The sequence below is a fragment of the Ochrobactrum sp. A-1 genome (genome assembly GCF_022488005.1).
Classification (GTDB): domain Bacteria; phylum Pseudomonadota; class Alphaproteobacteria; order Rhizobiales; family Rhizobiaceae; genus Brucella.
The window spans coordinates 1,128,804-1,141,522 of sequence record NZ_JAKVQC010000004.1; the positions used below are offsets into that span (position 1 = coordinate 1,128,804).

Below are 12,719 nucleotides of genomic sequence, written 5' to 3' on the forward strand. Positions count from 1 at the left end.
CTATGGTTTTGTCAAATACCAACTAGAGCAGTTCCAGTTATTACGGAGTCGTCGGAACCGCTCTATCCATCTTTTTCACGCATTATCCGACGCAAAACCGCTTCGCACTTTTGCTGGAAATGCTCTAGGGACGCATAAAATGGCAGAGTTTCCTAAAAAGGCGAAAGTTGTAATTGTCGGGCTTGGCGGTATCGTTGGCGCCTCGGTGGCACACCATCTGATCGAGCGCGGATGGGACGATATCGTCGGCATCGACAAGTCCGGCATTCCGACTGATATCGGCTCGACCGCCCATGCGTCGGATTTCTGCTATGCGACGAGCCATGACTTCCTCTCCTGCTGGACGACGCTCTATTCCATCGATTTTTATGAAAAGATGGGGCATTACGCTCGCGTTGGCGGCATCGAGGTGGCGCGCGTTGGCGACGATGCCCGCATGGATGAAATCAAGCGTAAGGTCGCATCGGGTAAAGCTTTCGGCACCCGCGCCCGACTGATGGAACCAGCGGAGATCAAGGAAAAATTCCCGCTTATCGAGGAAAGCCTGGTTCAAGGCGGCCTGTGGGATCCGGATGCAGGTCTGGTTATCCCACGTTCGCAGACTGTCGCCGGCAAGCTGATTGATCAGGCAGAAGCTGCTGGCAAGTTGCAGAGCTTTGCCAACACACCGGCTCAGTCCCTGATCGTGGAAAACGGTCGCATCAAGGGCGTCGTCACGCATCGCGGCACCATCGAAGCTGATTATGTCATTATCTGCGCTGGCCTTTGGGGGCGCCTCATCGCCGAAATGGTGGGGGAAGACCTGCCCGTCATGCCAATCGACCATCCGCTGACATTCTTCGGCCCCTATAGCGAGTTTGAAGGCACCGGCAAGGAAATCGGCTGGCCGCTCATGCGCGATCAGGGCAACTCTGCCTATATGCGCGACACTGGCGACCCGAAGACTGCTGAAGGCGGCCAGATCGAATGGGGCTATTACGAAGAAAAGAACCCGCGCTTGTGCCATCCGCGTGACCTTCTGGAAAAGCATGAAGCACGTCTCTCGCCATCGCAGCGCGATCTTGAGATGGACCAGATTCTGGAACCGCTAGAGCGCGCAATCGAACTGACACCTATTCTGGGCGAGCTCGGCTACAACGAAAGCCACTCCTTCAACGGCTTCCTGCAAGTCACGACCGATGGCGGCCCATCCATGGGCGAAAGCCAGAAGGTGCGCGGTCTGTGGTATGCAGTCGCCATCTGGGTCAAGGACGGCCCCGGCATGGGCAAGCTCATTGCCGACTGGATGACCGACGGCCGCACATCCATCGACCATCACGCCATCGACTATTCGCGTTTCTATCCGCACCAGATGACCGAGCAGTTCATCTGGGATCGCTGTACGGAAACGGCAATGAAGGTCTATAATCCAGCCGTTCATCCCCGTGAGCCGTTCTCCAAGGGGCGCAATATCAGGCGTTCACCATTCTATGAGCGCGAAGTGGAGCTTGGCGGCCATTTCATGGAACTTGGCGGCTGGGAACGTGCGCATGGCTATGCCGCCAACGAGCACCTGCTGGAAAAATACGGCAATCGCGTTCCGGTGCGCGAAAACGAATGGGACAACCGCCATTTCTGGCGCGTCTCCAATGCCGAACATCTGGAACTGACTGAAAATTGCGGCATCATCAATCTCTCGCACTTTGCGATGTACGATATCGAAGGTCCAGACCATGTAGAGCTGATGGAATGGCTGTGCGCTGCCAAGATTGGCGGCGATGCCAATATCGGCAAGGGCATCTATACCCACTTCCTTGATGACGAAGGCATGGTGCGCGCCGACTTCACGGCAATCCGCATGGCAGACCGCATCCGCATGATCAATGGCGCCGATGCCGGGCCTCGCGACTTCCACTATATGCGCCGTGTGGCCGAAGATAAGGGCTTTGACGTCACGATCACCGATGTGACGGAGAAATACGTCACCATCGGCATATGGGGTCCGAATGCGCGTGAGAATCTGAAGAAGGTCGTTGAGAACCCGGAAGGTCTTGATGCGGAAAACTTCCCCTTCGCTGCCATCAAGCCAATCCGGATTGCAGGCAAGGATGTTACCGCATTCCGCATTTCCTATGTCGGTGAGCAAGGCTGGGAACTGCATATGCGCTACGAAGACGGCCTTGCCGTCTGGGATGCGCTGCGTTCGACCGGCGTGATTGCGGTTGGCGTCGAAACCTATGCCAACACGCGTCGCATGGAAAAGAGCCTGCGCCTCCAGAACGCCGATCTGCTGACAGAGTACAACCTTCTCGAAGCCGATCTTGCTCGCCCGAAGGTCAAGGAAGCGGATTTCCGCGGCAAGGCAAAGCATGTGGAGTACCGCTCCCGCGAACACCAACCTGCGATGCTCTGCACACTCGTCATGACCGAAAATGTGGATTCCAGCGGCGTCGCGCGTTATCCTGTCGGCATCATGCCGGTACAGGATCCGGAAACAGGAGAGACGCTCGTCGACGAATTTGGACGTCGATCCTTCACAAGCTCGGTCGCATATGGTCCAACCATTGGCAAGAACATCGCTCTCGCTTACCTGCCATGGGCCTATTGTCAGGAGGGCCGCAAACTGAGCGTGGAGTATTTCGGAGAGACTTATCCGGTTGAAGTCGCCTCGATTGGCTACAAGCCTCTCTACGACCCGGAAAACCTCAAGCCTCGCAGCTAACCGAAACATCTTCTACATAAAAAGCCGAGGCAGTGTGCCTCGGCTTTTTTACATCTTGAAATGGAAAGACTATTTCAACGTAGCCTTACCGCCGCTGAGCGTAATCGTTTCGTCGCCAGTCAGAGCTTCGCGATCTCCGTTCGGAAAGGTCACGAAACAGCCCGAGGCGCAAAATTCAACAGTTTCACCAGGCGAGACGATCATTTCGCGCTTGGAAGCACCTTCGGTGACCACAATCGTCTGCGGCCCGCTATCGTTGTTGGAAATCTGGGCGGCATATGCGTTGCCTGCCAAGACTACAAAGCCGACTGCTGCGCCAAGAACAAGCTTACGCAAGCTGTTGACCTGATTTCTGTTCATACCGTCCCGACCTTTCCATCGCTCCCGCCGCGATATGTCCGATGTCGCATGAGGCCTATTGCCCTCTGTCATCCTCTTTATAAGCGGACAAAACTGAACTGCAACTGAACGAAATATTCATCAAGCCCGGTCGTCGGCATCTTCCTTGGCTTCGGGCTTCTCTGCGTTCGCCTTCTTCTTCCCGGCTGCGGGGGAAAGCTCCTTTTCCTTCTGCATCAACTCTGAAAGTTTCTCAATCTCCGGCACGCTGAGAATAAGATCAGTCGAGGACGAGGACAGATGCAAGCCCTCCTCATGGAAGCGTTCGACAATCTGGAACCTCAGTTCGTTCTTGATGCCGCCCGTCGAAGTGATGTCGGCCACATGGGCGTAAACGTCAAAGACCATCAGTGAATCGTTCATGCTTTGAAACGAAACAAAAGGTTCCGGGTTCTTCAGAATCGAAGGGTGGCCTCGAACGATTTCGAGAAGCAACGCATGAATCCGACGAGGCTCTGCCGTATAGGATGCCTGCACATTGATATCGATGCGTCCAAGCTTGTTGCGATGCGTCCAGTTGCCGACATTGCCGTTGATAAGCGTCGAATTCGGCACAATGATTGATTGTTTCTGGAAGGTTTCCACTTCCGTCGCGCGCACACTGATTTTCTTCACGATGCCGCTGACCGTACCGGCCTCCACCCAGTCGCCAACCTTGAACGGACGTTCTGCGAGAAGAATGAGACCGGATACGAAATTCTGGACGATATTCTGGAGGCCGAAACCGATACCGAGGGAGAGGCCACCGGCAATAAGTGCGAGGTTCGACATATTGAACCCAGCCGCTGATACGCCCATCAAGGCTGCAAGACAAAGCCCCACATAACCTATGACCGTGCGGATGGAATTGCGAACACCGGAATCGACACGCCCGCGCGCCATGACGCTGTTGTCGAGCCAGTTCTGGAACCAGCGTGTCAGCAGATAGCCGATCGCAAACAGCAGAACGCCGGTCAAAAGCCCCATGAGTGAGATGGAAATATTGCCGATCTGGAACCCGGTCATCAACTGATAGAAGGTGCTCTTCAATTCAGCCCACTGGAAGCCGAGCTGCATCAGAACCAGCGGAATGCCGATCAAGGCAACGACGAGATTGATCAGAATGCCTGCCAGAAGACCAAGCTGATCAAGGGTTGCGTCGTCGAAATGAAAACGCTCCCGCATTGCCTTGCCGATCTGACTGGATGCAAATGCCTGTTCCTCCGAAATCGCACGTCCCGTCAGGAAGCCCATATACATGGTGACAAGGAATGCTCCTGTGACCACGATCTGCTGCGATATGAAACGCGCCATACCGATAAAGCCGAAAACCGCAGCCAAAATGGGTAAAAGACCCAATATGATCAGAAACGTTTTGAATCCGCGCGGCCACGACCGGATGGCGCCATCCTTTTCGCGCTCAACGGGCTTCAAAAACGCAATCGCCAGAATAAGGACACCGACCATCACGGTGGCCAGCAAACTTTTCGCCATAGTCAATGACAGCGGCGACGACAAAATCTGGTTGACCTTTCCGAAGAAGGAATCAAGCCCGCTGGTCAATGCGGTTCCCGTTATCAGCCAGCCCAAAACGCGTCCCGGACGCGGCGCAACCGGAACCAATCGCCACTGCGGCATATCCGAACTGATGCACGCGGACGCGAGTCTGTGAATGAAGAAGACAAGCCCCAGCACGAGAAACAACGACTGGAATAAGGTCGCAATATCTGTTCTCAGGACATTGAAATAATTCATAAAAAAGTAAGTTGCCGCCAAAAAGACGCCGACCGCCGCCGACGGTATCACCGTAGACCAGAACGCTACCGAAAGACGGCTCAGATAGGATGGCGACTCCACGGTCGCATCGCGCTGATAGAGCGTTCCGAGAACACGCTTTGCGCCAATCTGGATGACCAGCGCGGCAACAAAGGCGAAGAAGGCGGCCGCAAGAAACGATTTGAGCTTAAACGTGCTGACAAAACGCCACCACGACTGAACAATGCGCCAGAGCGAAACCATCTGGTTGCTGGCGGCCGAGGCGACCTCCGTACCGAGCGTGGTGTCGATGTTCACACGCTGGGAAAGTGTTCTTGCAAAAAGATCGCGGCGCATGTCGCCGATCTTTGCGGACATCTGATTGACGGAAAGCGAGGTATCTTCGGTCTCGCCCACGACGGCATTTATTTCGGCCTTTTCAGCGGTCAGCCGGGCGCGCTCTTCACTGACGATTGCCGGTTCGGGCGGCTGGTCACCGGAAGGCGCAGGGCCCAATTGCTCCAGCCGTGTGTTGATTTCGCTGAGGCGCGGGCGAAATGCAACGCCAGCCTCCAGAAGTTTCTTTGAAAGGGAGTCCAGCTGAAGCTTGAGATTGGCCAGCGATTCATCGTTCGAAGCGGCCTTTGGGAGCTGGTCGCTGATCCGTTTCGTCTGCTGCTTCAGATCATTGATGACCGGCTTTTGCTGCTGAACGACGCCGGAAACGGGCACGGGGGCCTGCTGTTGATCGGTGGCAGCGGGCGCTTGTTGGACGGAGCTGTTTTGGAGAGCCGCTGCTGGCGCGGTTTGCGTCGTCTGTGGCGTCGGTTGTTTATTGTCCTGCGCGATAGCAGACGCAATGCCACCCAGCGACAGTGCGCTGATCAGAAGAGAAAATGCAAGAACACGAAACGTCGATGAATATGCCAATTCAATTCTGCCGTTAAACAAGACATGGTTTCAACATAAAGCGCCCTAAAACGGATGCAAGGCGTGGCTCCTTACAAGATCTCACAGTGCGCCGAAAGCGGACCCATAGCGTATAAGGCGAGCCTTAATGCCAGTATTTCCTTGTTCGTGCGAACACAAATGATTAATGAGGATTCGCAATGAGTGTGAAAAGCTGGCTCAACTCCACGGATAGACTCTAAAGAAAGTCTTGGCGATTTGATGAAGGGCATGAAAAACACGGAACAGCACAAGCGGCATGGTTTCATGCTGTTCGTTACGTGCGTTCTGTCGTTTACCGCTTTTCTATTCGCCGTGGATTTTTCTACGCTCGACGACGATGCGGCTCGCGGTCATTCTGGCGGCATCGTGGCAAGGCAGGTCGAAGGCAGTCCAGCAACACCTGTTCGTCAGCAGTCTACCCCTTCACCACAGCCCATGCGGGCAATCCTGATCGAAGCTATCGCAGCCAAGATCAAAACCGCCTATCTCGATCACACCGGAGCAGCACTCCCTGTTGCGACGGCAGCGATTGTTCTTCCAAAGACGAGATCAGCCGAAGCGGCGCAGAATTTCCGGCGTCTCGCAGTTTTGCAGGGACATTTTGGCTCTGCCCGTGCGCCTCCGAAAAGCGCATAATGCGCCAATCTTGATGATTGGGCCTTACCAATCCTAACGCCATTACAAACAATGCCCGTACCGCCACTTGATATTAAGTGGCAATTGGGGCGTACCAACCGGAACCTTAATCCATGCGTACTTCGAAATGGGTGGTTGTGCTGTATAGCCTGATCGTTGCGATCGGTGTCATCATTGCCTTGCCCAACTTCTTCACCCAAAAGCACCTTGACGCCATGCCGTCCTGGTTCCCGAAGCGTCAAGTCACGCTTGGCCTCGATCTGCGGGGCGGCTCTTATCTTGTGCTTGAAGTCGATGCAGCCGGCCTTAAAAAGGATCGCCTGAGGACGCTGCTGGACGACGCCCGCAGCAAGCTGCGCGCCGAGCGTATCCAGCCGCAGTCTATCCGCGCTGTCGGCGACGCCGTTGTCGTGACCATCCCTGATGCCGATCAGCGATCTAAGGCCGAAACTGCGCTTCGCACCTTGATCTCGCAAGTCAACACCAGCGGTTTCGGTACGGCAATCAACGACATAGACGTTGCATCAAACGACAACCAGGTTCGCCTAACCCTGACAGAGGCAGGCTTCAACTACCGTCTCGATGCTGCTCTCCAGCAGAGTCTTGAAATCATCCGTCAGCGCGTCGACCAAGTCGGCGTCGCCGAGCCTTCCATCCAGCGTGTAGGCTCAGATCGTATCGTCGTTCAGCTCCCCGGCCTCCAGGATCCGGCGCAGCTTCGCCAGCTTCTCGGAAGTACCGCGAAGATGAGCTTCCACATGGTTGCCGATGCCAATCCGAACGATACGCCGCCTCCGGGCGTGACCATCATGCCGGATTCCAAGGACCCGAACATCAAGTACCCAATCGAGGATCAGGTTGCACTTTCCGGCGAGCGTCTCACCGATGCGCGCGCAGGCTTTGACCAGCGCACCAATGAGCCGATCGTGTCCTTCCGTTTCGATAGTCTCGGCGCACGCCAGTTCGCCGATATCACGACAAAGAACGTCAATCGTCCGTTTGCAATTGTGCTCGATGGCAAGGTGCTGAGCGCACCCGTCATCCGTGAACCGATCACCGGCGGCTCGGGCCAGATTTCCGGCAGCTTTACAGTTCAGGATACCGTCGTCCTCTCGGCCCTCCTGCGCGCTGGCGCCCTGCCCGCTCCACTGACCGTCATTGAAGAACGTACGGTTGGTCCGGACCTTGGCGGCGATGCCATCAAGATGGGTCTCATTACCGGTATCGTCGGCTTCGTACTTGTCGCGGTCTTCATCCAGCTCCTTTATGGCGTTTGGGGTACCATCGCCAATGTGGCGCTGCTGCTCCACACCTTGCTCACTTTCTCAGCCCTCAGCCTCATCGGTGCAACGCTGACATTGCCCGGTATCGCCGGTATCATCCTCGGTATTGGTATCGCAGTTGACGCTAATATTCTCATTAACGAACGTATTCGCGAAGAAACGCGGCGTGGCCTTGGGGCCATGGCCGCGCTGGATAAGGGCTTTCACAGCGCCTTCTCCACAATTGTGGATGCGAACGTTACGTCGCTGATCTCGACCTTGCTGCTGTTCACCTTCGGTACCGGCCCGGTCCGTGGCTTTGCTATCACCATGATGCTCGGTATTGCGATCTCGATGTTCACGGATGTGACGCTGGTTCGCATGGCGATGGCCTGGTACGTCCGCAAGCGTAAGCTGAAGGTGCTCGTCATCGAGCCGTTCCTGAAGTTTGTTCCAGAAAAGACCAATATCAGCTTCATGAACGCCCGCTTCGTCGGCATCGGCGTCTCGATCGTGCTGTCGATCCTGTCTCTTGGCCTATTCTTCAAGCCGGGGCTGAATTACGGCATCGATTTCAAGGGCGGCATTCAGGCGGAAATCGTTACGTCACAACCAGCCGATCTGGCACAACTGCGCGAAAAACTTGGCTCGCTCGGGCTTGGTGAAGTAGCACTTCAGTCTGCCGGTAGCCCGAACGATGTTCTGATCCGCGTTCAGCGTCAGGACGGCGGTGAGGAAGCGCAGACGATTGCCGTCAACAAAATGCGCGAAGCCGTAACCGAGCTTGATCCGGGCGTGAAAATCGAGCGCACAGAAGTCGTCGGCCCCAAGGTTTCCGGCGAACTGGCCCGTTCAGGCTTCATCGCAGTCGTCCTGTCGGCACTCGGCATGCTCATCTACCTCTGGTGGCGTTTCGAATGGTTCTTTGCGATGGGCGCAATCATCACGCTCGTCCTCGACACCACAAAGATGGTCGGTTTCTTTGCGCTGTTCCAGCTCGATTTCAACCTGACAGCCATCGCAGCGCTTCTGACCGCTATCGGTTACTCGGTAAACGATAAGGTCGTGGTTTATGACCGCATGCGTGAAAACATGCGTCTTTATAAATCGAAGCCGCTGCGCGAGATCGTCGATATGAGTATCAATCAGGTGCTCGTCCGCTGTATTTATACATCCATGACGACGTTCCTGTGTATGCTCCCAATGGCAGTATGGGGTGGCAGCGCGGTTCATAATTTTGCCGTGCCTATGCTGTTCGGTATCGTTATCGCAACATCGTCGTCGATCTTCATCGCCGCGCCGATTCTGCTTTTGCTGGGCAACTGGTGGCAACATCGCAAGGAAGCCCATCAGGCTATTGAAGACAGCGCCGCAGCGCAGAAATAACCCGTTCGCCGGGCACGGTTCAGGCCGTGCCCGGCTCCCACATACAGAATTGAGAAGCCAGAAGGGGGAAGGCACCTGATGCCCCATGACACGCCGTTGATTGCGACAATCGTCATCGGGTTATGCCTGGCCTTCATCTTCGGTGCGATAGCCACCCGTCTGAAAATCTCCCCTCTCGTTGGCTATCTTCTGGCCGGTGTTATTGCCGGTCCCCACACACCCGGTTTCGTTGCAGATCAGGACCTCATTCTTCAGCTTGCCGAGATTGGCGTCATCCTGCTGATGTTCGGCGTTGGTCTGCATTTTTCCCTCAAGGATCTTCTTTCCGTCAAAGCCATAGCGGTTCCCGGCGCACTCGCACAGATCACAGCCGCAGCAGCACTTGGCACCGGCCTTGGTCTCGCCCTTGGTTGGGATGTGCAGGCCGGTCTGGTTTTCGGTCTAGCTCTTTCTACCGCGAGTACGGTCGTCCTGCTGCGCGCGATGCAGGAGCGCCGCCTGATTGATACCGAGCGCGGGCGCATCGCCGTCGGCTGGCTGATTGTCGAAGACCTCGCAATGGTCATGGCGCTGGTTCTGCTTCCGGCAGTCGCCAGCGTAACCGGTCGCGCGGAAGGCTCGGCAGCAAGCGATCCCATCGCTTCATGGCTTGGCCTCGGCATTGGTGGCATTATCCTTCTCACCATTGCCAAGGTTGTTCTGTTCGTCGCCCTGATGCTCATCGTGGGACGCAAGGTCATCCCCTGGCTTCTGAATGTCGTGGCTCAGACCGGCTCCCGCGAGTTATTTCGTCTCGGTGTGCTCGCCATTGCACTGGGCGTGGCTTTCGGCGCGGCCCATCTGTTCGGCGTTTCCTTCGCGTTGGGGGCGTTCTTTGCCGGCATGGTGATGAGCGAATCCGAACTCAGCCATCGCGCAGCAGAAGAGTCCCTACCCTTGCGCGATGCCTTTGCAGTGCTGTTCTTTATCTCGGTCGGAATGTTGTTCGACCCGATGAGCCTTCTCCGCGATCCACTGCCCCTGCTCGGAACGCTTGCCATCATCCTCATCGGCAAATCAGTCGCGGCATTCTTCATCGTGCGCGCTTTCCGTCGCCCTGTCAGCACGGCGCTCACCATTTCAGCAAGTCTTGCTCAGATCGGTGAATTCTCCTTCATTTTGGCGGGGTTGGGCGTCAGTCTCAATCTTCTCCCACCGGCTGGACGCGACCTTATTCTCGCTGGTGCCATCCTGTCGATCTTCCTCAATCCGATTATGTTCATCGTAGCGGAACGAATGCGGCCATGGATCGAAAAGCGAAGCAAACACGAGACACCAGCCGGTGAAGCCCCCGGTGTCGAACTCAGCATTTCCGAACCTGAGCCGTTACCCCAAACTTTGCTAACCGGACATACGATTGTCGTCGGCTATGGCCAGATCGGCGAAAGGATTGCGGCAGGATTACGGGCAGAGACGACGCCTTTTCTCGTCATCGAGGATTCGTCGAAAATCAGCGCCTCGCTCAAGGACAAAGGCGTAGAAGCCATTGCTGGCAACGCCTCGGATTCAGAGATACTGAAGGCGGCCAATCCGGCAATGGCGCGAAATCTGGTTATTGCAATCCCCAATGCCTTCGAGGCTGGACGGGTCACAGCATTAGCCCGAGCCGCAAATCCGGAAATCAGCATCGTCGTACGCGCCTGCTCGAAGGCGGAAGCACAATATCTAAAGGATCTTGGCGCAGATTTTGTCATTCTGGGAGAGGAGGAAATCGCAGCCGCCATGGCAAAAGCAATCGGAACTGAGATCATAAAGAAAAGCACTGAAACCGTTTCCAAAGAAACCGAATCTCAGACCGACACATTGGGGCTACTATCGGAAGATGAATCGACCGATATCATGGGCAAAAAAGGGGATGATATGAAGCATGAAAGCATGGTGACCGGCTGATGAAAGCAAAGGATTACATCTGGCCGGTCGTGGGTATTTGCGCAGTCGGTATTTCGGCTTGGCTTCTCTATCGCGAACTGCGCAGCATTTCACTCGATGATGTTCTGGACAGTCTTTATGCAATCCGTGCCCATCATTGGGTTCTGGCTGCAGCTTCAGCACTTTTGGCCTACAGTTCGCTTGCAGGCTACGATCGCATCGCGCTCTTGCACCTCAAGCGCAAGATTTCCTGGCTGTTTATCGCGCTTTGTTCCTTCACCACCTATGCTTTGTCACATAATATTGGTGCCTCGGTCGTCTCTGGCGCGGTTGTGCGCTACAGGGCCTATTCGTCACAAGGCATGCCTGGCAGCGAAATCGCTGTTCTTATCGCCTTCTGTTCTTTCACATTTATTCTCGGTGTCATCATAACATCAAGCATTGTTCTCCTATTGGAGCCGCATATTCTCATGCGCTTCAACGAGGACCTGACACCGACCGTCTCCATTGTGATCGCACTTTTGATGCTCGCATTCGTGCTGCTCTATGTCTTTGGTAGCTGGCTGCGTCTGCGCCCGCTCCAGATCGGCAGTTTTCGTCTGGAATATCCGCGCATGTCGGTTGTGGTGCAGCAGCTCATCGTCGCACCGTTGGAATTGATCGGCGCCGCCGGCATCATCTACTTTGCCTTGCCAGAGGCTGGCAATCCCGGATTCCTCATTATCTTGGGCATTTTCCTGGTCTCCTTCTCTGCCGCCCTGATCTCGCACGCTCCGGGTGGCCTCGGCGTTTTGGAGCTCGTTTTCCTGACTGGCTTGCCGGATATGAATCAGGCTGATGTTTTGGCAGCGCTGATCGTCTTCCGCCTGCTCTACCTCCTTATCCCGTTCGCGATGTCACTCGTGGTCGTTCTGGTTTTCGAAAAGTCACAGTTTCTGCTGCGATGGAACGATAAACAGCGAAAATAGAGGCAGGCCAGGAACGGAGTATAATTTTCACAAAACCGTCCTAATTTGAATTTGTTTTCCTTAAAATGGCAACTTTGACCGCCTATCTTGGAACCAGTTTCGCAATGGCTTTAAATTGCGAAACTGAACGCCCTCCCAAGGCCTTATCCAAGAGGAAAAACGCATGCCTGCGACATTAATCATCCCCGGTTTCAAGGGATCGGAAGCAGGCCACTGGCAGCGCCAATGGTTGCATGACGATCCGTCAGCATTGCTCGTCGAACAGGACGACTGGCACTATCCGGTGTTATCCGACTGGATGCACGCACTCGAAGCCAAACTCGCCGAAAATCCGGGCGCAGTTCTGGTCGCCCATAGTCTCGGCTGCGCACTGGTCGCACATCTGGCCAGCCGCCCGTCGGCGGCTCATGTGGCGGGCGCCCTTCTGGTTGCACCGGCTGACGCCGAAACAATGGCTCGTAAGGACGATCGGTTCCAGAGCTTTGCTCCGCTCCCGCGCCAGGAGCTGGGTTTTCCGTCCATCGTCGTCGCAAGCCGCAACGATGAATATATGAGCTTTGCCAAGGCAGAAGCTCTGTCCCATGTGTGGGGATCGGGATTTGTCGATCTCGGCCATGCCGGACACATAAATGTAGCAAGTGGATTCAGCCGCTGGCCGGAAGGGATTATCCTCGCATCTTCTCTTCACAGAGAACCGATAAACAACACGCTTTCCCAAGCAGCGTGACCGTGAGAGCGGTTCCAGTCGAATGGAACCGCTCAAGCTTTTTTGTA

General features: G+C 55.4%; 8 protein-coding genes. 6 read left to right on the forward strand and 2 right to left on the reverse strand.

The genetic code is table 11. The features are described from left to right. The first annotated feature begins 139 nt into the window (after positions 1-139). The gene (locus tag MKS82_RS14970) at positions 140-2,701 is read left to right on the forward strand and encodes a GcvT family protein (protein ID WP_109988499.1); all 2,562 of its coding nucleotides are present in this window, start codon (positions 140-142) and stop codon (positions 2,699-2,701) included. A 69-nt stretch (positions 2,702-2,770) separates the two neighbouring features. Here the strand turns inward: MKS82_RS14970 and MKS82_RS14975 are convergent, their stop codons facing one another. Both MKS82_RS14975 and MKS82_RS14980 read right to left on the reverse strand, forming a co-directional pair. Beyond that, on the reverse strand, positions 2,771-3,061 hold the full coding sequence (locus MKS82_RS14975) for a hypothetical protein (RefSeq protein WP_109988500.1): 291 nt from the start codon (positions 3,059-3,061) through the stop codon (positions 2,771-2,773). A gap of 120 nt (positions 3,062-3,181) precedes the next feature. Continuing rightward, positions 3,182-5,764 (reverse strand): mechanosensitive ion channel family protein, encoded by a 2,583-nt coding sequence (locus MKS82_RS14980; RefSeq protein WP_109988501.1) that lies wholly within the window; start codon positions 5,762-5,764, stop codon positions 3,182-3,184. A 240-nt stretch (positions 5,765-6,004) separates the two neighbouring features. On the opposite strand from MKS82_RS14980, the gene MKS82_RS14985 reads away from it, so the two are divergent. The 5 genes from MKS82_RS14985 to MKS82_RS15005 all read left to right on the forward strand — a co-directional run bounded on the left by MKS82_RS14985 (position 6,005) and on the right by MKS82_RS15005 (position 12,672). Continuing rightward, complete coding sequence (locus MKS82_RS14985; protein ID WP_109988502.1) at positions 6,005-6,421, forward strand: hypothetical protein; 417 nt, start codon at positions 6,005-6,007, stop codon at positions 6,419-6,421. Between the two features lie 113 nt (positions 6,422-6,534). After that, a complete protein-coding gene (secD, locus tag MKS82_RS14990) occupies positions 6,535-9,069 on the forward strand; it encodes a protein translocase subunit SecD (RefSeq protein WP_109988503.1) in 2,535 nt (844 codons plus the stop codon). 78 nt (positions 9,070-9,147) lie between these two features. After that, a complete protein-coding gene (ybaL, locus tag MKS82_RS14995; RefSeq protein ID WP_109988504.1) occupies positions 9,148-10,998 on the forward strand; it encodes a YbaL family putative K(+) efflux transporter in 1,851 nt (616 codons plus the stop codon). Next, positions 10,998-11,945, forward strand: coding sequence for a lysylphosphatidylglycerol synthase domain-containing protein (locus MKS82_RS15000; protein WP_109988505.1), 948 nt, complete (start codon positions 10,998-11,000; stop codon positions 11,943-11,945). Before ybaL ends, MKS82_RS15000 begins: the two co-directional genes overlap by 1 nt. A gap of 163 nt (positions 11,946-12,108) precedes the next feature. After that, the gene (locus tag MKS82_RS15005) at positions 12,109-12,672 is read left to right on the forward strand and encodes an alpha/beta hydrolase (protein WP_109988506.1); all 564 of its coding nucleotides are present in this window, start codon (positions 12,109-12,111) and stop codon (positions 12,670-12,672) included. Positions 12,673-12,719: the final 47 nt, after the last annotated feature.